Below are 21,898 nucleotides of genomic sequence, written 5' to 3' on the forward strand. Positions count from 1 at the left end.
GAGAGGGGATCATATGTGCGCCCTTGCCGCGAACCGTGCAGCCGACCACGACCGGCTACTCCGTCTCCGGCTCCGCCTCCGCTTCCGCCTTCTCGTCCGTCTCCGGCTCCGGCTTCTCGGCCGCCTCGGGCTCCGCCTTCTCGGGCAGTTCCGCGGCCAGTGCGGCCGCGGCCCGGACCAGCGGCAGGGACAGCAGGGCCCCCACCCCCTCGCCGACCTTCACGCCCTGCTCCATCAGCGGCTCCAGCGCCATCCGGTCCAGCGCCTTGGCCTGCCCCGGCTCCCCGCTGTCGTGCCCGGCCAGCCACCAGTCCGGCGCCCGGAACGCGACCCGCTGGGCGACCAGTGCGCACGCGGCGGCCACCACGCCGTCCAGGATCACCGGCAGCTTGCGCACGGCGCACTGCAGCAGGAACCCGGTCATCGCGGCCAGGTCGGCACCACCCACGGTGGCGAGCAGCTGCAACTGGTCCCCGAGCACCGGCCGCGCCCGCCGCAGCGCGTCCCGGATCGCCGCGCACTTGCGCATCCACGCCAGGTCGTCGATGGGCAGCCCGCCCCGCCCGGTCACCACGGAGGCGTCGGTACCGCACAGCGCCGCGACCAGCACCGCCGCGGCCGTGGTCCCGCCCACGCTCAGATCACCGAGCACCACCAGGTCCGTCCCCGAGTCGGCCTCCTCGTCGGCGACCGCCACGCCGGCCCGGAACGCGGCCTCGGCCTCGTCCGCGGTGAGCGCGTCCTCGATGTCGATACGGCCGCTGCCGCGCCGCACCCGGTGCCGCACGACGTCCTGCGGGAAGACCTCCGGCGGGCAGTCAAGCGCCATGTCCACCACGCGCACCGGGACGTCCAGCCGGCGCGCGAGCACCGCCACCGGGCTGCCGCCCTCGAGCACCGCCCGCACCAGCCGCTCGGCGCCGCCCGCCGGCCGTGCGGAGACGCCGAGTTCCGCGACACCGTGATCACCGGCGAAGAGCACCACGCGCGGCCGTTCGACCGGCCGCACCGGCACGGCACCCTGTGCGGCGGACAGCCACTCGCCCAGCTCGTCCAGCCGCCCGAGCGACCCGGGCGGCACGATCTGGCGCTCGCGCCGGGCCTCGGCGTCACGGCGAACGCCCCCGTCCGGGCGCTCGATCAGATCGGTGAAGTCGTCCAGTTCAAGGCTGCTCATTCGCCGAACAGTACCGGCAGCGGACGAACGCTCCGGCGCCACATCGCCACCACGCGGTGACGACGTCTTTGCACCCGGGGGCGGTATCCCATACGTTCCGGTTTGCCGCGGAATGTCGCCCTGGGAGCCGTCCATGCAGCCCTCGCTCTCCACCACGCAGGTCACCGAGCCCTACGACCCCTTCCTGGAACCGCGCCGCGGGGACTGCCCCTGGTGCGGTTCCCGGCGCCTGCGGACCCGGCTGCGCGCCCCCGACCCGCTGCGGCACCGGCCGGGCAGCCACGCCCTCGACGAGTGCGGCGACTGCGCCCACGTCTTCCAGAACCCCCGGCTCACGGCGGAGGGCTTCGCCTTCTACCACCGGGACTTCTACGAGAGAGAGCTGGAGGAGTTCGCCGAGCGCCTCCGCTCCGCCCGCACGGTCCGCCGCCGCCACCGCGCCGCCGCCCACGCGCTGTCGGCGCTGCCCGACCCGGAAAGCTGGCTGGACGTCGGCACGGGACACGCCCACTTCCCCGAGGCGGCGAAGGAGTTCTTCCCGTACACCAGCTTCGACGGCCTGGACCCGACGGCCCGCGTCGAACAGGCCCTGCTGGACGGCCGCGTCGAGGAGGCGTACCGCGGCTACCTGAGCACCCCCGGCACGGCGGCCCGCCTGCGCGCCCGCTACGACGTGGTCAGCATGTTCCACCACCTGCAGCACGCCCCGGAGCCCCGCGCCGAAATCCGCGCCGCCCTCACCGTCCTGCGCCCCGGCGGCCACCTCGTCGTCGAAGTCCCCGACCCGCGCTGCGCGTTCGCCGCGCTCCTCGGCAGATGGTGGTGGTCCTACGGCCAGCCCCGCAACCTGCACCTGCCGCCCCTGGCCAACCTCCGCGCGGAGCTGGAACGGCAGGGCTGCACGATCCTCGTCACGGACCGCAGCGCCCCCCACGCCCCCTATGACCTGTCAGCGGCCCTCACCCTGGCCCTGTCCCACACCCGCCCCCTCCTGCGAGTCGCGGCAGCCCCGCTGACCGACCTGGCCTGGGCCCTGGACCACACCCTTGCCCCCCTGACCCGCCACACCCCCTTCTCCAACGCCTACCGCCTCGTGGCCCGCAAGAACACGGACGCTGCCGCTCAGCCGCTGCCCTGAGTGGGGCGCGTCGGCATCGGGGGCCAGGTCGAAGGGGCGCGGCGAACCGCGAGACCAGCCACCGCGTGCCCGCACCCGGGAACGGACATGACCCCAACGGGGGGTGCCCGCACCCGGGAACGGACATGACCCCAACGGCGGATGCCCGAAGCCCCGGCACCGGCCCACCCGCACCTCAACCGCGGAGCACCACCGCCTGCCCCGCAACGACCAACAGCACCTGCTCACACTCACCAGCGAACCCCGCGTTCAACCGCCCCAGTTCATCCCGGTACCGCCGTCCGGAGGCAGTCGCCGGCACGATCCCCGACCCCACCTCGTTGGACACCGCGACCACGGTCCGCCGAGCGCCCCGCACCGCCGCCGTCAACTCCCGCACCCGCTCGCGCAGCGCCCTCTCCCCGCCCCCCGCCCACTCCGCGTCGTCCCATGCCCCGACGCAGTCCATGACGTCCGTCAGCCACAGCGACAGGCAGTCGATCAGCACCGGCGGCCCGTCCTCGGCCAGCAGCGGCAGCAGGTCCGTCGTCTCCGTCGTACGCCACGACCCCGGCCGCCGCTCCCGGTGCGCGGCCACCCGCGCCGCCCACTCGGTGTCCCCGCCGCGCGTCCCGCCCGTGGCCACGTACAGCACGTCCGGGAAGGCCTCCAGACGCCGTTCGGCCTCCACCGACTTGCCTGAGCGCGCCCCGCCGAGCACCAGCGTCCGGCGCGGCACGTCCGGCACCTCCTCGTACGCCCCGACCATCAGCGTCGTACCGTCCGGGACCGCCCGCGCCCCCGCCGCCGCGAGCCGCCGCCGCAGCTCCGCGCCCTGCGGCACGTCGTGGTCGAGATGGACGGCGACGACGTCGGTCGTCGGATCCACGGAACCCACCGCCCGCAGCCGGGCCAGCGCGTCCGGGCGTCCCACCACATCGGCGAGGACCATCTGGTACGACTCCGCCGTCGCCTCCTCCAGACCGGCCGGCGCCCCGCCCGGCGGCAGGTACAGCAGCCGCTGCCCGTCCGGCCCGGTCACCGCGTACCCGGTGCCGCCCGCGTCCATCGCCACCGCCCGCACCCGATGCCCCGTCAGCAGCGCCAACTCCCGCCCGTCCGGTACCCGGCCGGGCTGCGGCACCCCGGCCGGCACCTCCACCGCCGGCCCGTCGTGCGGATGCGACAGCAGCACCTGCCGTACTCCGCCCAGCGAATGCCCGGACCGCGCGGCCGCGAACGCCGCGCCCGGGGTCAGATCGAGCAGCAGGGCCCCGTCCACGAGCAGCGCGGTGGCCGCCCGCGTGTCAGGGCCCAGCGCGGTCGCGCAGACGGCGCAGGGACAGTCGGGGCGGGGCAGTCCCGCGGGGGCACCGGTGCCGAGCAGAGTGACTTCCACGGACCGATTTTCACCCGTCCCAGCAGGTCTTGCGCTTCCGGCTAGTCTTCCGGGGCAGAGTTGGATCAGAGGAGGCCCATATGACGGCATGGACGTGGCGGTTCGAGAAGGCCGACGGGACGGAAATCCAGCCCGCGGTGCAGCCCGAGGAGTTCACCACCCAGGGGGACGCCGAGTCCTGGATCGGTGAGCACTGGAAGGCGCTGGAGGAGGGCGGCGCGGACCAGGTGCGCCTGTTCGAGGAGACCAGCGAGATCTACGGCCCGATGAGCCTGCACGCCGAGGCGTCGTAATCCGGCCGGGGAGTGAGGAGGGGTCTGCCACCACCCTCCTCACTGCCATTGCTGACTGCCCGTCGCTCAACTGATCACTGCTCACCCAGTGTCACCTCCACCGTCTTCGCCGCGCCGTCGCGCTGGAAGGTCACCGGGGCCCGCTGCCCCGGCCGCCGGGTCGCCAGCGCCTCGGAGAGCGCGGTGGCGGAGGTGACCGGGGTGCGGTCCACCCTGGTGATCACATCGCCGGGCCGCAGTCCCGCCCGCTGGGCCGCACCGCCGTCGCTGACGGTCACCACCGCGACCCCGGCGGGCCGGTAGCCGTCGTCCACGACGCTCCGCACGGTGACGCCGAGCGCGGCCCGCCCCGAGTCGACGACCTTGCCGTTCCTGACGATCTGGTCGGCGACCGTCCGCACCATCGACGCCGGGATGGCGAAACCGATGCCGGGAGCGGCGCCGCCCCCGAGGTCGGGATCGGACGCGGCGAGCGTCGGGATGCCGATGACCTGCCCGTCGAGGTTCACCAGCGCCCCACCGCTGTTGCCCGGGTTGATGGCGGCCGACGTCTGCACCATGTTCGCGATGGTGGCGCCCGTGCCCCCGTCCGAGCCGCCCTCGCTGACGGTCCGTCCGGTCGCCGAGACGATGCCCTGGGTCACGCTGGACGACAGCCCCAGCGGCGAGCCCATGGCCAGCACCATGTGGCCGACCCGCACCGTCTCGGAGTCCCCGAACACCGCCGCCCGCAGCCCGGCCGGCACCCGGTCCAGCTTGATCACCGCGAGATCCTGCTCGGGGTAGGAGAACACCAGGCTCGCGGTGAGCGGCTCCTCGTCGTTGGCCGTGGTCACCCGGAAGGTCTTCTCGGACCCGACCACGTGCGCGTTGGTGACGATGTGCCCCTGGCCGTCGTACACCACTCCGGAGCCCAGATCACGGCTCGCCTCGATCTGCACGACCGACGGCAGGACCTCCTTGATCACCTTCAGGTACCGGCCCTGCACGTCGTCCAGCGCCGGCGGGAGCGCCGCCCGGTCGGACGCGCCGGGCCGCTCCGCCGGCGTCGCCGACGCCGTGCAGCCGGCGACGAGAAGCACGGCACAGACGAGCACGGGAACACGTACGTCCCTACGACGGGCACGGGCAAGGGAACCGTCCATGCCCCGAGTGTTTCCACGAGGAACCCCCCGGGCCCGCCGAATACCCCCGAACGGACCCGGACATCGCCGGCGACGATCGCCGGTTCGGGCCCTAGCCGCGCACCCCGCACAGATGCAGCAGTGCCGCGACCGAGCGGTAGGGGTCCGTGCGGCCGGCCCGTTCCTCGGCCGCCAGCAGGGTCTGCAGGTCGTCCGGGATCTCCGCCTCGTCCGCCGCCGTGTCGGTGAAGACCCGTACGCCGTACCAGGCGTGCAGCGGGGCGGCGATGCCGGCCAGGGTGGCGGTGAGGGCCGACAGGCGGTCGGCTCGTACGTCGAGGCCGAGGCGGTTGCGGTAGGTGGTGGTGCCGAAGGCCGTCAGCGTGCCCGGCCAGTCGCCGGACAGGCCCGGCCGCATGGCGAGCGCGTCGCCGTTGCGCACCAGGAGGGACAGCAGTCCGCCGGGCGCGAGCATCCGGGCCAGGCCCGCCACCAGCGGGTCGGGCTCCGCCACGTACATCAGTACGCCGTGGCACAGCACCACGTCGAAGCTGCCGGGCAGGAAGTGCACCCCGGTGTCCCGGCCGTCGCCCTGCACCAGACGGACCCGCTCGCGGATGCCCTCGGGCTCACCGGCCAGGGCCCGGCGCGCGGCCGCGATCATCGTCGCGTCCTGCTCGACCCCGGTCACCTGGTGACCGAGCCGGGCCAGCCGCAGCGCCTGCGTGCCCTGGCCCATCCCCACGTCGAGCACTCGCAGCCGCTGCCCGACCGGGAACCGCCCGGCTATCTGCTCGTCGAGCTGCCGGGCGACCAGCTCCTGTCGTACGACATCACGCAGCCCGCCCAGCCTGTCCAGCCAGGCGTCGGCCGCACCCCCGGTGAAAGCCTCTGCGCTCAGGGCCGCTCTCCGCGCTTGACCTGCGGCTTCGGCAGCCGGAGCCGGCGCATCTGCAGCGAGCGCATCAGACCGTAGGCGACCGCGCCCCGGCGGCTCTGGTCGGGGAAGCGCTCGGCCAGCCGCTTCTTCAGCCGGAAGCCGCTGATCACCGCGTCCACCACGATCAGCACGATCACCACGGCCCACAGCCACAGCGCCAGCGCCTGGATCGACGGCACCCGCACCACGCTCAGCACCAGGATCACCACGGCGAAGGGGAGGAAGAACTCCGCCATGTTGAACCGCGAGTCCACCCAGTCGCGCGCGAACCTGCGGACCGGGCCCTTGTCGCGGGCCGGCAGATAGCGCTCGTCACCACCGGCGAGCGCCTGGCGCTGGCGATCCAGCGCCTGACGGCGATCCTCGCGCTGACGCTTGGCGGCGTCCTTGCGGGTCGTCGGCGTGTTGGCGACGCTGCGGCGCTGGGACTGGGCCTCACTGCGCTTGGGAGTGGGCCTGCCCTTGGGGGCCTGCGGGTCACGGGGCTGCTTGGAGAAGTTCACGGCCGCCTTGTCGGCGGACGCCTTCTCTTCCTTGGAACGGCTACGGAACACAAAACCCAAGGGTACGGGCTGCACCGGCATGGACCCCAGCCCGGCCGGGAACGATCCGGCAACACCGGACGTCTGTAGGGGGACAGAGGGGACGTCGCGGACGCTTCACCCGGAGGTCACCGGAAGGGCCCGAGCGGCCCGCCCCGGGGATCACCTACTCCTCACGCCGGAGCGGTGGGGTCCGCAGTCGTCCTTGGGGATGAGCGCATCGTTCCCCGAACAGTGCGGTAATGGAGTCAGGGCCCGTACTGTGGGTTCTGTCGCTGGATCGGTGAGCCGGAGTCCGTCAGAAGGGGGCGCGCGAAGCCCATGAGCGGTGTCATGAAGCGTATGGGGATGATCTTCCGCGCGAAGGCGAACAAGGCCCTTGACCGGGCCGAGGACCCTCGCGAGACCCTCGATTACTCGTACCAGAAGCAGCTCGAGCTGCTGCAGAAGGTGCGCCGCGGGGTCGCCGACGTGGCGACCTCCCGCAAGCGCCTGGAACTCCAGCTCAACCAGTTGCAGCAGCAGTCCTCCAAGCTGGAGGACCAGGGCCGCAAGGCGCTCGCGCTGGGCCGTGAGGACCTGGCCCGCGAGGCGCTGTCCCGCCGCGCCGCCCTCCAGCAGCAGGTCACCGACCTCGAGACGCAGCACTCCACCCTCCAGGGCGAGGAGGAGAAGCTCACCCTCGCGGCCCAGCGGCTGCAGGCCAAGGTGGACGCCTTCCGGACGAAGAAGGAGACCATCAAGGCCACCTACACCGCCGCCCAGGCCCAGACCCGCATCGGGGAGGCCTTCTCGGGCATCTCCGAGGAGATGGGCGACGTCGGCCTCGCCATCCAGCGCGCCGAGGACAAGACCGCCCAGCTCCAGGCCCGGGCCGGCGCCATCGACGAACTGCTCGCCTCGGGCGCCCTCGAGGACTCCTCCGGCATGGCCAAGGACGACATCCAGGCCGAGCTGGACCGGCTCTCCGGTGGTACGGATGTAGAGCTGGAACTGCAGCGCATGAAGGCCGAGCTGGCCGGCGGCTCCCCGCAGCAGGCCATCGAGGGCGGCACCGGCCAGGCGCAGTCCCAGCAGCAGCCGCAGGACACCCCGCGCTTCGACAAGCAGTAGCCCGGCGCCGGGACCCCGAGCCGAGGAGGCCGACGTGATCGTACGGATCATGGGGGAGGGGCAGGTGAAGCTGGACGACGCCCACTTCACCGAGCTGAACAAGCTGGACGACGAGCTCCTCGCGGAGATGGAGGGCGGCGACGGGGCGGGCTTCCGCCGCACGCTCTCCACCCTGCTGGACGCCGTCCGCCGCCTCGGCACCCCGCTCCCGGACGACGCCCTGGAACCCTCGGATCTCATCCTCCCGTCCCCGGACGCGACGCTGGAGGAAGTCCGGGAACTGCTCGGCGACGACGGCCTGATCCCGGGCTGATCCCGCCCCCGGGCTTCCTGGTCCGCACGGACAGACCGCCGAGGTCCGGCTCGATCGGCGTTCCGGTGGTCGCCCGGGCGCCCTCGACCACCCGGACCATGTTGGTCACCGGCACGATCAGCGACCTGCCGCCGCCCCGCGGGCGGTACCAGCGGGGCGCTGAAGCCGACGTGGGCGGTGGTGATGGAGCCCGGTGCGAACTCCAGGTCCCCCCACGCCGAAGCCGTCCACCTGCTTCGGGGTCTGCCCGTCCGCCGTGGCGGCGGCGGAGCCGTACCGGTCGCCCTGAGCTGCGCCTCGACGTGTTCCGGCCCCCCATCCGGCCCCGTACTGTTCAACGGGTGAGCACTCTCGAACGCGCCCGGTGCAGCCTCAAGGCACACCCCCTCGCGCTGGACGCGGCCATCGCGGCGGGCGTGCTGGCGTGCATGGTCGCCGGCTCCTTCGCGGTGCCCCACGGCGCGAACGGCGTCACCTGGGGCATCCGCACCCCGGACCCGCTCAGCCTCGTCCTGATGGTCCTCGCCGCCGCCGCGCTGGTCCTGCGCCGCCGCTTCCCGAAGGGCGTCCTCGCCGCCACCGGCACCATCTCCCTGGTCGAGTGCCTCACCGGAGACCCGCGCGCCCCGGTCGCGATGGCCGCCGTGGTCGCCCTGTACACCGTCGCCGCGACCACCGACCGCACCACCACCTGGCGCGTCGGCCTGCTCACCATGACCGTGCTGACCGGGGCCGCGATGCTCGCCGGCCCCCTGCCCTGGTACGCCCAGGAGAACCTGGGCCTGCTCGCCTGGACCGGCATCGGCGCCACCGCCGGGGACGCGGTGCGCAGCCGCCGCGCCGTCGTGCAGGCCATCCGGGAGCGCGCCGAACGCGCCGAGCGGACCCGCGAGGAGGAGGCCCGCCGCCGGGTCGCCGAGGAGCGGCTGCGCATCGCCCGCGATCTGCACGACGTCGTCGCCCACCACATCGCGCTGGTCAACGTGCAGGCCGGAGTCGCCGCGCACGTCATGGACCGGCGGCCCGACCAGGCCAAGGAGGCGCTCGCCCACGTCCGCGAGGCCAGCCGCCGCGCGCTCGACGAACTGCGCGCCACCGTCGGCCTGCTGCGCCAGTCCGGCGACCCGGAGGCACCCACCGAGCCCGCCCCGGGCCTCAGCCGCCTCGACGAACTCGCCGGCACCTTCCGCAGCGCCGGACTCCCGGTCGAGGTGGCCCGCACCGACCACGGCACCGACCTCCCGGCCGCCGTGGACCTGGCCGCCTACCGGTGCATCCAGGAGGCCCTGACCAACGTCCGCAAGCACGCCGGCACCGAGGTCAGCGCCGAGGTCAGCGTCGTACGCGTCGGCGGGAACATCGAGGTCACCGTGGTCGACGACGGCGCGGGCGCGGGCGGAGAGCCCGGGGACGGTGGCGGGCACGGGCTGCTCGGCATGCGGGAGCGGGTCACCGCCGTCGGCGGCACCCTGACCACCGGGCCCCGCTACGGCGGCGGCTTCCGCGTCCATGCGATCCTGCCGGTCACGACCCGTACGACGGCTCCTGGGGAGACCGCATGACGATCCGTGTCCTGCTCGCCGACGACCAGGCGCTGCTGCGCAGCGCGTTCCGGGTGCTGGTCGACTCCGAGCCCGACATGGAGGTGGTGGGCGAGGCCGCCGACGGCGCCGAGGCGGTCCGGCTGGCCAAGGAGCGGGGCGCCGACGTCGTCCTCATGGACATCCGCATGCCCGGCACCGACGGCCTCGCCGCCACCCGCCTGATCAGCGCCGACCCCGCCCTCGCGCAGGTCCGCGTGGTCATACTGACCACCTTCGAGGTCGACGACTACGTGGTGCGGTCGCTGCGCGCCGGCGCCTCCGGCTTCCTCGGCAAGGGCAGCGAACCCGAGGAACTGCTGAACGCGATCCGGATCGCCGCCGGCGGCGAGGCGCTGCTCTCCCCGGCCGCCACCAAGGGCCTGATCGCCCGCTTCCTCGCCCAGGGCGACGACGACGGCCGCGACCCGGCCCGCTCCGAGCGGCTCGGCGCGCTCACCGGCCGGGAGCGCGAGGTCCTCGTGCAGGTCGCCGGCGGCCACTCCAACGACGAGATCGCCGAACGCCTCGAGGTCAGTCCGCTGACCGTGAAGACGCACGTCAACCGGGCCATGGCCAAGCTGGGCGCGCGGGACCGGGCGCAGCTCGTCGTCATCGCGTACGAGTCGGGCCTGGTACGTCCGAGGATGGACTGATCTCCACCCGCGTGTACTGCGCGCGGAGTAGGCGCCGGATAAGGAAATGGACCTGGGGGCTACGGAACCGCCGTCCGGCATGACCCAAGGTGGTGGGGTGGGCGCTCATCCGCGCCCCGCAGCAGCTTCTGCCGCTCACAGAAGAGAGACCCCTGACCCATGACCTGGCTGTCGAGATTCAGCCTCGCACAACGGGCCCTGATCGGCCTGATGTCACTCATCGTGCTCGTCTTCGGGCTGATCGCGATACCGCAGATCAAGCAGCAACTGCTGCCCACCATCGAACTGCCCATGGTGTCGGTCATCGCGCCGTACCAGGGCGCCTCGCCCGACGTCGTGGAGAAGCAGGTCGTCGAGCCCATCGAGAACAACCTCCAGGGCGTCGACGGCGTCACCGGGGTCACCTCCACCGCGAGCGAGGGCAACGCCGTGATCATGGCGTCCTTCGACTACGGCAACGACACCAAGCGGCTCGTCTCCGACGTCCAGCAGGCCGTCAACCGGGCCCGCAACCAGCTTCCGGACGACGTCGACCCGCAGGTCGTCTCCGGCTCCACGGACGACATGCCGACCGTGGTCCTCGCCGTCACCTCCGACAAGGACCAGCAGGCCCTCGCCGACCAGCTCGACACCACCGTCGTACCGGCCCTGAAGGACATCGACGGCGTCGGCCGCGTCCAGATCACCGGCGCACGGGACCTGCAGGTCGCCGTCACCCCGAACGACGCGAGGCTGGCGAAGGCGGGACTCACCTCCGCCGCCCTCGGCCAGGCCCTGCAGGCGGGCGGCGCGACGGTGCCGGCCGGCTCCTTCGACGAGGACGGCGCCAACCGCACCGTCCAGGTCGGCGGCGGTTTCACCTCGCTGAAGCAGATCCAGGACCTCAGGGTCACCGGCGAGGGCGTGGACGAGCCCGTTCGCCTCGGTGACGTGGCCACCGTGAAGCAGCAGCCGGCCCCGGCGGACTCCATCACCCGCACCGACGGCCGGCCCAGCCTGGCCGTCAACGTCACCATGGACCACGACGGCAGCGCGGTCTCCATCTCCGACGCGGTCCGGGACAAGCTGCCCGGCCTGCGGGCGGACCTCGGCTCGGGCTCCGAGCTCACGGTCGTCAGCGACCAGGGCCCGGCCGTGTCCAAGTCCATCAAGGGCCTGACGACGGAGGGCGCGCTGGGTCTGCTCTTCGCGGTCCTGATCATCCTGGTCTTCCTGGCCTCGATCCGCTCGACGCTGGTCACGGCGGTGTCCATCCCGCTGTCGGTGGTCCTCGCGCTCATCGTGCTGTGGACCCGCGGACTGTCGCTGAACATGCTCACGCTCGGCGCGCTGACCATCGCCATCGGCCGGGTCGTCGACGACTCGATCGTGGTCCTGGAGAACATCAAGCGGCACCTCGGCTACGGCGAGGAGCGCCGGGAGGCCATTCTCAACGCGGTGCGCGAGGTGGCCGGCGCGGTCACCTCCTCGACCCTCACCACGGTCGCCGTGTTCCTGCCGATCGGCCTGGTCGGCGGGATGGTGGGTGCCCTGTTCGGCTCGTTCAGCATCACCGTGACGGCGGCCCTGCTCGCCTCCCTGCTGGTGTCGCTGACGGTCGTGCCGGTCCTGTCGTACTGGTTCCTGCGCGCGCCCAAGGGCACCCCCGAGGACGCCGACGAGGCGCGCCGACTGGCCGAGGAGAAGGAGGCGAAGAGCCGGCTCCAGCGCTTCTACGTCCCCGTCCTGCGCTTCGCCACCCGCCGCCGGCTCACCAGCGTGCTGATCGCGGTGGCCGTCCTGGTCGTCACGTTCGGCATGTCCGGACTGCTGAAGACGAACTTCTTCGACCAGGGCGAGCAGGAGGTCCTCACGGTCAAGCAGAAGCTGAAGCCCGGCACCAGCCTCGCGGCCACGGACGCGCAGGCGAAGAAGGTGGAGAAGCTGCTCGCCTCCACCGAGGGAGTCAAGGACTACCAGGTCACCGTCGGCTCCTCCGGCTTCATGGCGGCCTTCGGCGGCGGCACCGACACCAACCAGGCGTCGTACCAGGTCATGCTGAAGGACTCGGCGTCCTACGACGACGTGCAGAAGCACCTCGAGGACGGCCTGAGGAAGCTCGACGGCATCGGTACGACCACGGTCTCCGCCGGTGACGGCTTCGGCAGCCAGGACCTCAGCGTCGTGGTGAAGGCCGCCGACGCCGGGGCGCTGCGCGAGGCCGCCGAGCGGGTCCGCTCCACCGTGGCCGGCCTGGACGACGTCACCGACGTCACCAGCGACCTGGCCCAGAGCGTGCCGCGGATCTCGGTCAAGGCCAACTCAAAGGCGGCCGCGGCCGGATTCGACGACCAGAAGCTGGGCGCCGCGGTCGCACAGGCCGTGCGCGGCACGACGGCCGCGAAGGCGATCCTCGACGACACCGAGCGCGACGTCGTCGTGAAGTCGGCCAAGCCCGCCACCACGCTCGCCCAGCTCAAGGCGCTGCGCCTCGGCCCGGTGAAGCTCGGTGACATCGCCACCGTCAAGCTGGTGGACGGCCCGGTGTCGATGACCCGCATCGACGGCCGGCGCGCGGCGACCGTCACGGCCCGGCCGACCGGCGACAACACCGGCGCGGTCAGCACCCAGCTCCAATCGCGGATCAAGGCCCTGAAGCTCCCGGCGGGCGCCAAGGCCGAGATCGGCGGTGTCTCCTCCGACCAGGACGACGCGTTCAAGAACCTGGGCCTTGCCATGCTGGCCGCGATCGCGATCGTCTTCATGCTGCTGGTGGCGACGTTCCGCTCGCTGGTCCAGCCGCTGATCCTGCTGGTGTCCGTCCCGTTCGCGGCCACGGGCGCGATCGGCCTGCTGGTGGCCACGGGCACCCCGATGGGCGTCCCGGCCATGATCGGCATGCTGATGCTGATCGGCATCGTGGTGACCAACGCGATCGTGCTGATCGACCTGATCAACCAGTACCGCAGGCAGGGCCACGGTGTCGTGGAGGCCGTGATCGAGGGCGGCCGGCACCGGCTGCGCCCGATCCTCATGACGGCGCTGGCGACCATCTTCGCCCTGCTCCCGATGGCCCTGGGCGTCACCGGGGAGGGCGGTTTCATCGCGCAGCCGCTGGCGGTGGTCGTCATCGGCGGCCTGATCAGCTCGACCCTGCTGACCCTCCTCCTGGTCCCGACGCTCTACGCGATGCTCGAACTCCGCAAGGAGCGGCGCGCGAAGAAGAAGGCGGCCAAGCGGGAGCCCGAGTCCGAGGTGCTGGAGACCGCGGGCGTGTGAGCGAACGACAGGGCCCGGTCCACGTTGTCCGTGGACCGGGCCCTGCTGTTCGCCGGTGAACCGTTACGGCAGCGCCAGCATCCGCTCCAGGGCGAGCTTGGCGAACTTCTCCGTCTCCTTGTCGACCTCGATCCGGTTGACCAGGTTGCCCTCGGCCAGGGACTCCAGCGCCCAGACCAGGTGGGGCAGGTCGATGCGGTTCATGGTCGAGCAGAAGCAGACCGTCTTGTCGAGGAAGACGATCTCCTTGCCCTCGGGGGCGAAACGGTTCGCCAGTCGGCGGACCAGGTTCAGCTCCGTGCCGATGGCCCACTTGGAACCGGCCGGGGCGGCCTCGAGCGCCTTGATGATGTACTCGGTCGAGCCGACGTGGTCGGCGGCGGCCACGACCTCGTGCCTGCACTCGGGGTGGACGAGGACGTTCACGTCCGGGATGCGCTCACGGACGTCGTTCACCGAGTCCAGGCTGAAGCGGCCGTGCACCGAGCAGTGACCGCGCCAGAGGATCATCTTCGCGGCGCGCAGGTCCTCGGCGGTCAGCCCGCCGTTCGGCTTGTGCGGGTTGTAGACCACGCAGTCGTCCAGGGACATGCCCATGTCCCGCACCGCGGTGTTGCGGCCCAGGTGCTGGTCGGGCAGGAAGAGGACCTTCTCGCCCTGCTCGAAGGCCCAGTCGAGGGCCCGCTTCGCGTTGGACGAGGTGCAGATGGTGCCGCCGTGCCTGCCGGTGAACGCCTTGATGTCCGCCGAGGAGTTCATGTACGAGACGGGCACCACCTGGCCGGCCACGCCGGCCTCGGTCAGCACGTCCCAGCACTCGGCGACCTGCTCGGCGGTGGCCATGTCGGCCATGGAGCAGCCGGCCGCCAGGTCGGGCAGGACCACCTTCTGGTCGGCGGACGTCAGGATGTCCGCCGACTCGGCCATGAAGTGCACACCGCAGAAGACGATGTACTCGGCCTCCGGGCGCGCGGCCGCGTCCCGGGCCAGCTTGAAGGAGTCGCCCGTGACGTCGGCGAACTGGATGACCTCGTCGCGCTGGTAGTGGTGGCCGAGTACGAAGACCTTGTCACCGAGCTTCTCCTTGGCCGCGCGGGCGCGCTCGACCAGGTCCGGATCGGACGGCGAGGGCAGGTCGCCGGGGCACTCGACACCCCGCTCGCTCTTCGGGTCGGCCTCGCGGCCGAGCAGCAGCAGGGCGAGCGGAGTCGGCTGTACGTCGAGCTCCGTTGTCTGGGCGGTGGTCACGACACGCACCCTTTCTACTTTTCGTCTAACTGACGCTATCTATCATAGCCGCTTCACGTCACTTTGACGACGGCCATAGCGTCCATGTGACGTGAATCCCGCCGGGTCGCTCCACGGGCCGCTGTCCGTGTCCACGCGCGTATGCGAGCATGAAGAGAGAACCAGAAGCGCGACCACGCGAATGCCCGGCCCGGAATGAATCCGCGGAAGCGCCGGTTGCACTCGTCGGCAAGCAGTCTCCGTACAACCCGGGAGAGATGTAGATGTCCGTATCGGACGAGACCACCACCGTCACCGACGGCATCATCCTGACCGACGCCGCCGCGTCGAAGGTCAAGGCCCTGCTCGACCAGGAAGGCCGCGACGACCTCGCCCTGCGTGTCGCCGTCCAGCCCGGCGGCTGCTCCGGCCTGCGCTACCAGCTCTTCTTCGACGAGCGCTCGCTCGACGGCGACGTGGTGAAGGACTTCGGCGGGGTCAAGGTCGTCACCGACCGCATGAGCGCTCCGTACCTCGGGGGCGCCACCGTCGACTTCGTGGACACGATCGAGAAGCAGGGCTTCACGATCGACAACCCGAACGCGACGGGCTCCTGCGCCTGCGGCGACTCCTTCAGCTGAACCGGCCACGCCCTGACGGACGAAGCGGCGGCCCCCGTTCCTGGGGGCCGCCGCTCCGTCCGTCGCGCTCCGTGCGCCGCCGGGGGGTGCGGGGTGCTAACGGGCGGTCCGCGGCCGCAGCTCCGCCTGCTTCACCTGGGGGAGCCGCCGACCGTCACTGCCGACCACCTCGCGGCCGTCGAGCGGCGCGTGGAGGCGCACGGTCTTCGCGTACAGCTTGCCCATGGCGATGCACATCTCGCCCGGCCGCGACCTCTCCGTCACCGTCACCGTCACCCGGCCCGCGCTCTCCTTCGCCGCCGCCCGGTACTGCGCGCACACGCCGCCCGTGAAGCTCACACTCAGCTCACGGCCGTCGGCGCTGTAGCCGTCCGCCTTCACGCTCCGGGTCCGCGCGCTCGGCTCGGAGGCGGCCGACCCGCCCGGCGAGGTCAGCGCGCCGGGGTCGATGGCCGGGGACTGCCCGACCAGGTACTTCGGGTCGACGGCCGGGTACGCCACCGTGAAGGCGCCGCGCGCCGTCGGGCCCCGCACCTCGAACAGCCACGCCGGCACCAGCACCTGGCGGCCGCCGGACGAGCGGGCGGCCAGCCCGAACACCGCCTTCTCCACCTTCACCTCGTCCGCCGCCGCCTTCGGCACCGACGTCGACCCGCCGCACGGCTGCTCGTCACGGTCCTTCAGCGGCACCGGACTGGCGCAGCCGCCGATCCCCATGCGGTGGGTGCTCTTCGGCCCCTTGTTCATCAGCTCCAGCGTCCTGGCCGCGCCGAGCACCGGGTACGTGTCGCCCTTGACCGGCGCCGTGAGCTGCCCGTGGCCGCCGGCCAGCCCGCCCTTCGCGTCCACGGTCAGGCCGGTCGTCAGGCCGTAGGTGGGCAGACCGCCCACCACCGGGTCGGCGTCGACCACCCGCTGCGCGCCCATGACCTGACTCGCGTCGATCTTGGCGTCGTCCTGGCCGAGCGCCTTCAGCACCGGCGCCGCCGCCTTCTCGGCAGCGGCCACGCTCACCGGGTCGGCGGCCGGAGCGGCCGGCTCGTGCGCGCAGACGGTCACCTTCCGGCAGTCGTCGGTGCCGGGCGCGTACCGGCTGAAGGTCCAGTCGCCCGGCGCGTCCCGGTTCACCCGCAGGACCGGCCCGGACCCGTCCTTCCCACCGACCCGCCAGGCGCGTCCCTCGGCCACCGGCGCCCCCTCGACACCGAGCGCCTCGGCCAGCCGGGCCACCCGCTCCTTGCCGACCTCGCCCCCGGGTACGTACACCGGTGCCGAGCCGGGGCCGTCCGGCAACTCGCCCACCGCCACATAGGTCGCGCCGTACGGATTCGGCTCCCCAGGCGCGATGCCCTCCGTACCGCCCCGCGTCCACCCGTCCAGGCGGAGCGGCGGGGGAGTCGCGCCCCCACCGGACGCGCCGGCGTCCGCACGGTGGCCGGAACCACCGCCGGCGGCGGCGAGGTACGCGCCCCCGCCACCCACCAGCAGAACGGCCGCGGCGACCGAGACGATCACCACCCGCGAGCGGCTCCGCCGGGCCCACTCACCGCCGTCCCCGTCGGCGGCCGGGCTGATGTCACCGGCATCCCTGCCGGCGTTCGCGTGGGCGTCACCGCCGTTCGCGTCGGTTTCCGCACGGGCCCCACCGGTGTTCGCGCCGGTCGCCGCGCCGATGCCACCGGCGTCCTTGTCGGCCTTCGTGCGGGCTTCACCGGCATCCCCGTCGGCAGCCGCGCGGACCTCGCCGGCCGTCGCCTCGCCGGCCCCTGCCGTCCCGCCGCCGGAGACCTCCGGCTCGGCGGAATCCCTGGGCTCCTCGGGGTTCTCGGGTCGCTCGGTGTTCACCGCATCGCTCCTCGCTGGCTCGTGTCCCGCGTCCCCGGCAGGGGGAACGCCCATGGGACGCGCCAGGGGAGCGCACGGTTCCCGCCCGCGCGCCCCGGCTCAGTCGCCGTAGTCCGACATCGCGTCCAGCAGCCGCGCGGACCGCGTCGGCACCGTCACCCCGTGGATCAGCGACGGCGGCACCGGACGCGAACCGGCGTGCCGCGGAGGCGCCCAGTGCGGGGCCATCCGGGCGCAGTCCCCGCGCAGCGAGGCGAGATCGCCTTCGAGATCGGCCGGAGCGGGCGTGTGGACCTTGAGGTTTGTCATGGCGGCACCGTATGCACGTGGGAGCGACGAAGAAAGACCTACTATCAGGTAGTTTTGCCTGCTTCAGCGTCCCGCGCCAACCGGGTAGCGTGAACTGTCAGCCTCTTCCAACGAGCGCTATCGCGCGCCCCCACTTAACTCCACAGGAGAGTCCAAGCCGTGCGCATCGCAGTCACCGGCTCCATCGCCACCGACCACCTCATGACCTTCCCCGGCCGTTTCGCCGACCAGTTCGTCGCGGACCAGCTGCACACGGTCTCGCTCTCCTTCCTGGTCGACAACCTGGACGTCCGCCGGGGCGGCGTCGGCGCCAACATCGCCTTCGGCATGGGCCAGCTCGGCACGAAGCCGATCCTCGCCGGTGCCGCGGGCTTCGACTTCGACGAGTACCGGTCCTGGCTGGACCGCCACGGCGTGGACACCGAATCGGTCCGGATCTCCGAGACCCTGCACACCGCCCGCTTCGTGTGCACCACCGACGCCGACCACAACCAGATCGGCTCCTTCTACACCGGCGCGATGAGCGAGGCCCGCCTCATCGAGCTCAAGACCGTCGCCGACCGTGTCGGGGGCCTGGACCTGGTCCTGATCGGCGCCGACGACCCGGAGGCCATGCTCCGCCACACGGAGGAGTGCCGCTCCCGGAACATCCCCTTCGCCGCCGACTTCTCCCAGCAGATCGCCCGCATGCAGGGCGAGGAGATCCGGATACTGCTGGACGGCGCGACGTACCTGTTCTCCAACGAGTACGAGAAGGGCCTGATCGAGTCCAAGACCGGCTGGTCGGACGCGGAGATCCTGGCCAAGGTCGGCCACCGGGTCACCACCCTCGGCTCGCGCGGCGTCCGCGTCGAACGGTCCGGCGAGGACCCGATCGAGGTCGGCTGCGCGGAGGAGGAGCGCAAGGCCGACCCCACGGGCGTCGGCGACGCCTTCCGGGCCGGCTTCCTCTCCGGTCTCGCCTGGGGCGTCTCCCTGGAGCGCGCGGCCCAGGTCGGCTGCATGCTGGCGACGCTCGTCATCGAGACGGTCGGCACCCAGGAGTACCAGCTGCGCCGGGCCCACTTCATGGACCGGTTCACCAAGGCGTACGGGCACGACGCGGCCGAAGAGGTGCGCGCCCACCTGAGCTGAGCGCTCGCAAGATTGGGGGGCGGGCCTCCCGCCCCCTCGTCAGCTCACCCGGCGGACCAGATAGGCCGAGCCCCGCTCCGCGGGCTCCTCGCCCACGTACTCCTGGCCCCGCATCTCGCACCACGCCGGAATGTCCAGGCGGGCCGCCTCGTCGTCCGACAGGACCCGGACCGTCCCACCCACCGGCACGTCCCCGAAGGCCCTGGCCAGCTCGATGACCGGGATCGGGCAGCGCTTGCCGAGGGAGTCCACGACCAGCTCCTCCGCCCGTACGGCCGTCGCGGGTGCGGCCGCCGGGGCCCCCAGCTTCTCCCGGACGCCCGCCACCACCCCGGGCAGCACCTCCAGGAACCGCTCCACGTCGTCCTCCGCCGTCCCCGCCGGCAGCGACACGCGCACGTTCCCCTCGCTCAGCACGCCCATCGCCCTCAGCACATGGCTGGGCGTCAGCGTGCCGCTGGTGCAGGAGGACCCGGACGACACCGAGAAACCCTCCCGGTCCAACTCGTGCAGCAGGGCCTCTCCGTCGACGTAGAGACAGGAGAAGGTGACGATCCCGGGCAGCCGTCGCTCCGGATCGCCCACCACCTCCACATCCGGCACCAGCCGCGGCACCCGCGCCCGGATCCGCTCCGTCAGCTCCCGCAGCCGCAGCGCCTCCTGAGCCGCCTCGGCCCGCACCGCCCGCAGGGAGGCGGCGGCCGCCACGATCCCCGGCAGGTTCTCGAAGCCGGGCGCCCGCCCCGATTCCCGCTCGTCCACCGGCCCTTGCGGCGCGAACCGCACCCCTTTGCGCACGGCCAGCAGTCCGACGCCCGAGGGGCCGCCCCACTTGTGCGCGCTGCCCGCCAGCAGTGACCAGTCGCCCTCGACCGGCCCCCACGCCAGCGACTGCGCCGCGTCCACCAGCAACGGCACCCCGGCCGCCCGGCACACCTCGGCCACCTCCGCCACCGGCTGCACGGTCCCGACCTCGTGATTGGCCGACTGGAGGCAGGCCAGCGCGGTGTCCGGCCGGAGAGCGGCGGCGTAGACCGACGGATCCACCGCCCCGGCCCGGTTCACGGCCACCCGGTGGACCGAACCGCCCTCCGCCTCGAACGCTTCAGCCGAATGGAGGACCGAGGAGTGTTCGACGGCTGACACGATCAGGTGGCGCCCCACCCGCCGCCGCCCGGCCAACGCTCCGGCGACACCCGTATGTACCGCCCACGTCCCGGAGGAGCCGAACACGACCTCGTCCGCCCGGCACCCCACGACCTCGGCCACCGCCTCCCGGGCCGCGTCGAGCAGCATCCGCGCCTTCCGCCCCTCCCGGTAGAGCCGAGCCGGATCGGCCCACCCGTCATCGAGGGAGGCCAACAACGCCTGCCGGGCGACAGGATGAAGGGGAGCTGCGGACGCAGAGTCGAAGTAGGGCACACGGCAACGGTAGAACTTCAGCGGGGCGAGTGACTCCAGGGGCGCGGGGCTGTGTTCATCTGCGGCTCCGCCACGGGGTGCGACCAGCCACAACGCACCCGCACTCGCAGTCCAAACCCCGACAACCCGAGCTATTAGGCGCCGCATCCAACCTCTTCAGAGTGACCGGCGGCGCGTATGGCACCCTCCCCGCGAACCCCCGGAGAGCGTCGGCTAGGGTTTGGTCCGCATAAACATCCAAACCCCTGCCCGACGCAGGGCGGCGACCGACCAGCGAGAAGGCCGCAGCCGAACAGCGCGGGCGAGACTCTCGGGAAGGCGCTACGTGAGTCCCAACGGCTCCGACCGCTCGCCGCGGCGCCCGATGCGGCGGAAGCTGCTGCAGGCACTGACCGCGGGCCTGGTCCTGGCGACAGCCACCGGTTGCTCGTACAACTGGGAAGACTTCCCCCGCCTTGGTATGCCCACCCCGACCACGGAAGAGGCTCCGCGGATCCTCTCCCTGTGGCAGGGGTCCTGGGCGGCTGCGCTCGCCGTCGGCGTGCTGGTGTGGGGCCTGATCCTGTGGAGCGCCATGTTCCACCGGCGCAGCCGCACCAAGGTCGAGGTACCTCCGCAGACCCGGTACAACATGCCGATCGAGGCCCTGTACACGGTGGTCCCGATCATCATCATCTCGGTGCTGTTCTACTTCACGGCCCGGGACGAGACGAAGCTCCTGAGCCTCTCCAAGAAGCCCGACGTCACGGTCAACGTGGTCGGCTTCCAGTGGAGCTGGGGCTTCAACTACATCGAGAGCGTTCCCGGCTCGACCGGCAACGCCAAGACCGACCCGAACCTGTCCGCCATTCCGAACCGGTTCAAGGATGCCTTCCCGGCCAACGCCGGCGGTGTCTACGACGTCGGTACCCCGGGCACCCGGAACCCGCAGACGGGCAACCCCGGGCCGACCCTCTGGCTCCCCAAGGGGCAGAAGGTCCGCTTCGTCCTGACCTCGCGTGACGTCATCCACTCCTTCTGGGTGGTGCCGTTCCTGATGAAGCAGGACGTCATCCCGGGCCACACCAACGCCTTCGAGGTGACCCCCAACAAGGAGGGCACCTTCCTCGGCAAGTGCGCGGAGCTCTGCGGCGTCGACCACTCCCGGATGCTGTTCAACGTGAAGGTCGTCTCCCCCGAGCGCTACCAGCAGCACCTCAAGGACCTCGCCAAGAAGGGGCAGACCGGTTACATTCCCGCCGGCATCGCGCAGACGAGCCACGAGAAGAACCGGGAGACGAACAACCTGTGAGCATCCTCAACGAACCCCAGGGTGCCGCGGCAGCTGAGGACTCGTACGAGAACGAGCTGCCGGTCAGGCGCAAGCAGCCCGGAAACGTCGTGGTCAAGTGGCTGACGACCACCGACCACAAGACGATCGGCACGCTCTATCTGGTCACCTCGTTCGCGTTCTTCCTGATCGGCGGCGTGATGGCGCTGCTGATGCGCGCCGAGCTGGCCCGTCCGGGCCTGCAGATCATGTCGAACGAGCAGTTCAACCAGGCGTTCACGATGCACGGCACGATCATGCTGCTGATGTTCGCGACGCCGCTGTTCGCCGGTTTCACCAACTGGATCATGCCGCTGCAGATCGGCGCGCCCGACGTGGCGTTCCCGCGGCTGAACATGTTCGCCTACTGGCTGTACCTGTTCGGCTCGACCATCGCGGTCGGTGGCTTCCTCACCCCGCAGGGCGCGGCCGACTTCGGCTGGTTCGCCTACAGCCCGCTGTCGGACGCGGTCCGCAGCCCGGGCCTGGGCGCCGACAT

At 72.1% G+C, this 21,898-nt stretch carries 20 protein-coding genes; 11 read left to right on the plus strand and 9 right to left on the minus strand.

Annotated features, from left to right (window positions below; all coding sequences use genetic code 11):
* Window positions 1-55: 55 nt before the first annotated feature.
* Window positions 56-1,177 carry a nicotinate-nucleotide--dimethylbenzimidazole phosphoribosyltransferase gene (cobT, locus tag ACFVVO_RS30080; RefSeq protein ID WP_390059062.1) on the minus strand — a complete coding sequence of 374 codons (1,122 nt, stop codon included), beginning with the start codon at window positions 1,175-1,177 and terminating at the stop codon, window positions 56-58.
* Window positions 1,178-1,310: 133 nt separating this feature from the next.
* Between cobT and ACFVVO_RS30085 the strand changes: the two genes are divergently transcribed.
* Window positions 1,311-2,315 (plus strand): class I SAM-dependent methyltransferase, encoded by a 1,005-nt coding sequence (locus ACFVVO_RS30085; protein WP_390059064.1) that lies wholly within the window; start codon window positions 1,311-1,313, stop codon window positions 2,313-2,315.
* A 175-nt stretch (window positions 2,316-2,490) separates the two neighbouring features.
* Here ACFVVO_RS30085 and ACFVVO_RS30090 read toward each other — a convergent pair whose 3' ends face one another.
* On the minus strand, window positions 2,491-3,693 hold the full coding sequence (locus ACFVVO_RS30090) for a bifunctional adenosylcobinamide kinase/adenosylcobinamide-phosphate guanylyltransferase (RefSeq protein WP_390059066.1): 1,203 nt from the start codon (window positions 3,691-3,693) through the stop codon (window positions 2,491-2,493).
* An 80-nt stretch (window positions 3,694-3,773) separates the two neighbouring features.
* Between ACFVVO_RS30090 and ACFVVO_RS30095 the strand changes: the two genes are divergently transcribed.
* Window positions 3,774-3,986 carry a hypothetical protein gene (locus tag ACFVVO_RS30095; protein ID WP_390059068.1) on the plus strand — a complete coding sequence of 71 codons (213 nt, stop codon included), beginning with the start codon at window positions 3,774-3,776 and terminating at the stop codon, window positions 3,984-3,986.
* 74 nt (window positions 3,987-4,060) lie between these two features.
* Here the strand turns inward: ACFVVO_RS30095 and ACFVVO_RS30100 are convergent, their stop codons facing one another.
* The 3 genes from ACFVVO_RS30100 to ACFVVO_RS30110 form a co-directional block, all read right to left on the minus strand.
* Window positions 4,061-5,131: a S1C family serine protease gene (locus ACFVVO_RS30100; protein ID WP_390059070.1), complete on the minus strand. Its 1,071-nt coding sequence runs from the start codon at window positions 5,129-5,131 to the stop codon at window positions 4,061-4,063.
* Window positions 5,132-5,222: 91 nt separating this feature from the next.
* The gene (locus ACFVVO_RS30105; protein WP_390059113.1) at window positions 5,223-5,927 is read right to left on the minus strand and encodes a class I SAM-dependent methyltransferase; all 705 of its coding nucleotides are present in this window, start codon (window positions 5,925-5,927) and stop codon (window positions 5,223-5,225) included.
* An 80-nt stretch (window positions 5,928-6,007) separates the two neighbouring features.
* Window positions 6,008-6,634 carry a DUF3043 domain-containing protein gene (locus tag ACFVVO_RS30110; protein WP_390059072.1) on the minus strand — a complete coding sequence of 209 codons (627 nt, stop codon included), beginning with the start codon at window positions 6,632-6,634 and terminating at the stop codon, window positions 6,008-6,010.
* A 279-nt stretch (window positions 6,635-6,913) separates the two neighbouring features.
* On the opposite strand from ACFVVO_RS30110, the gene ACFVVO_RS30115 reads away from it, so the two are divergent.
* The 5 genes from ACFVVO_RS30115 (at window position 6,914) to ACFVVO_RS30135 (ending at window position 13,512) form a co-directional block, all read left to right on the plus strand.
* Window positions 6,914-7,705 carry a PspA/IM30 family protein gene (locus ACFVVO_RS30115; RefSeq protein ID WP_390059074.1) on the plus strand — a complete coding sequence of 264 codons (792 nt, stop codon included), beginning with the start codon at window positions 6,914-6,916 and terminating at the stop codon, window positions 7,703-7,705.
* A gap of 34 nt (window positions 7,706-7,739) precedes the next feature.
* On the plus strand, window positions 7,740-8,018 hold the full coding sequence (locus ACFVVO_RS30120; protein ID WP_390059076.1) for a hypothetical protein: 279 nt from the start codon (window positions 7,740-7,742) through the stop codon (window positions 8,016-8,018).
* 341 nt (window positions 8,019-8,359) lie between these two features.
* Window positions 8,360-9,580, plus strand: coding sequence for a sensor histidine kinase (locus ACFVVO_RS30125; RefSeq protein WP_390059078.1), 1,221 nt, complete (start codon window positions 8,360-8,362; stop codon window positions 9,578-9,580).
* A complete protein-coding gene (locus tag ACFVVO_RS30130; protein WP_390059079.1) occupies window positions 9,577-10,254 on the plus strand; it encodes a response regulator in 678 nt (225 codons plus the stop codon). The genes ACFVVO_RS30125 and ACFVVO_RS30130 overlap by 4 nt, the downstream gene beginning before the upstream one ends.
* A 159-nt stretch (window positions 10,255-10,413) precedes the next feature.
* A complete protein-coding gene (locus tag ACFVVO_RS30135) occupies window positions 10,414-13,512 on the plus strand; it encodes an efflux RND transporter permease subunit (RefSeq protein ID WP_390059081.1) in 3,099 nt (1,032 codons plus the stop codon).
* A gap of 63 nt (window positions 13,513-13,575) precedes the next feature.
* Here ACFVVO_RS30135 and nadA read toward each other — a convergent pair whose 3' ends face one another.
* Window positions 13,576-14,760 (minus strand): quinolinate synthase NadA, encoded by a 1,185-nt coding sequence (nadA, locus tag ACFVVO_RS30140; RefSeq protein ID WP_390059083.1) that lies wholly within the window; start codon window positions 14,758-14,760, stop codon window positions 13,576-13,578.
* Between the two features lie 263 nt (window positions 14,761-15,023).
* On the opposite strand from nadA, the gene ACFVVO_RS30145 reads away from it, so the two are divergent.
* Window positions 15,024-15,380, plus strand: a complete 357-nt coding sequence (locus ACFVVO_RS30145; protein WP_061919812.1) for an iron-sulfur cluster assembly accessory protein — start codon at window positions 15,024-15,026, stop codon at window positions 15,378-15,380.
* A gap of 96 nt (window positions 15,381-15,476) precedes the next feature.
* Here ACFVVO_RS30145 and ACFVVO_RS30150 read toward each other — a convergent pair whose 3' ends face one another.
* Both ACFVVO_RS30150 and ACFVVO_RS30155 read right to left on the minus strand, forming a co-directional pair.
* A complete protein-coding gene (locus ACFVVO_RS30150; RefSeq protein ID WP_390059085.1) occupies window positions 15,477-17,225 on the minus strand; it encodes a hypothetical protein in 1,749 nt (582 codons plus the stop codon).
* A 99-nt stretch (window positions 17,226-17,324) separates the two neighbouring features.
* Entirely contained in the window at window positions 17,325-17,534 is a 210-nt protein-coding gene (locus ACFVVO_RS30155) for a hypothetical protein (RefSeq protein ID WP_390059086.1), read from the minus strand.
* A 159-nt stretch (window positions 17,535-17,693) separates the two neighbouring features.
* On the opposite strand from ACFVVO_RS30155, the gene ACFVVO_RS30160 reads away from it, so the two are divergent.
* Window positions 17,694-18,668, plus strand: a complete 975-nt coding sequence (locus ACFVVO_RS30160; protein ID WP_390059087.1) for a carbohydrate kinase family protein — start codon at window positions 17,694-17,696, stop codon at window positions 18,666-18,668.
* A gap of 39 nt (window positions 18,669-18,707) precedes the next feature.
* On the opposite strand, the gene ACFVVO_RS30165 is transcribed toward ACFVVO_RS30160, so the two are convergent.
* On the minus strand, window positions 18,708-20,090 hold the full coding sequence (locus ACFVVO_RS30165) for a cysteine desulfurase/sulfurtransferase TusA family protein (protein WP_390059089.1): 1,383 nt from the start codon (window positions 20,088-20,090) through the stop codon (window positions 18,708-18,710).
* 325 nt (window positions 20,091-20,415) lie between these two features.
* Between ACFVVO_RS30165 and coxB the strand changes: the two genes are divergently transcribed.
* Window positions 20,416-21,381 carry a cytochrome c oxidase subunit II gene (coxB, locus tag ACFVVO_RS30170; protein ID WP_390059091.1) on the plus strand — a complete coding sequence of 322 codons (966 nt, stop codon included), beginning with the start codon at window positions 20,416-20,418 and terminating at the stop codon, window positions 21,379-21,381.
* Window positions 21,378-21,898: cbb3-type cytochrome c oxidase subunit I (locus ACFVVO_RS30175; protein ID WP_390059092.1), on the plus strand; the 521-nt coding region annotated here is incomplete at its 3' end. The genes coxB and ACFVVO_RS30175, both read left to right, overlap by 4 nt.

Origin of the sequence: Streptomyces sp. NPDC058145 (assembly GCF_042884245.1) — a bacterium.
GTDB lineage: Bacteria > Actinomycetota > Actinomycetes > Streptomycetales > Streptomycetaceae > Streptomyces.

Coding starts and splice junctions, on each gene's coding strand:
- ACFVVO_RS30130 (WP_390059079.1), top strand. CDS start 9,577: ATGACGATCCGTGTCCTGCTCGCCGACGACCAGGCGCTGCTGCGCAGC.
- ACFVVO_RS30135 (WP_390059081.1), top strand. CDS start 10,414: ATGACCTGGCTGTCGAGATTCAGCCTCGCACAACGGGCCCTGATCGGC.
- ACFVVO_RS30115 (WP_390059074.1), top strand. CDS start 6,914: ATGAGCGGTGTCATGAAGCGTATGGGGATGATCTTCCGCGCGAAGGCG.
- ACFVVO_RS30095 (WP_390059068.1), top strand. CDS start 3,774: ATGACGGCATGGACGTGGCGGTTCGAGAAGGCCGACGGGACGGAAATC.
- ACFVVO_RS30145 (WP_061919812.1), top strand. CDS start 15,024: ATGTCCGTATCGGACGAGACCACCACCGTCACCGACGGCATCATCCTG.
- ACFVVO_RS30100 (WP_390059070.1), bottom strand. CDS start 5,131: ATGGACGGTTCCCTTGCCCGTGCCCGTCGTAGGGACGTACGTGTTCCC.
- ACFVVO_RS30085 (WP_390059064.1), top strand. CDS start 1,311: ATGCAGCCCTCGCTCTCCACCACGCAGGTCACCGAGCCCTACGACCCC.
- ACFVVO_RS30110 (WP_390059072.1), bottom strand. CDS start 6,634: ATGCCGGTGCAGCCCGTACCCTTGGGTTTTGTGTTCCGTAGCCGTTCC.
- ACFVVO_RS30155 (WP_390059086.1), bottom strand. CDS start 17,534: ATGACAAACCTCAAGGTCCACACGCCCGCTCCGGCCGATCTCGAAGGC.
- cobT (WP_390059062.1), bottom strand. CDS start 1,177: ATGAGCAGCCTTGAACTGGACGACTTCACCGATCTGATCGAGCGCCCG.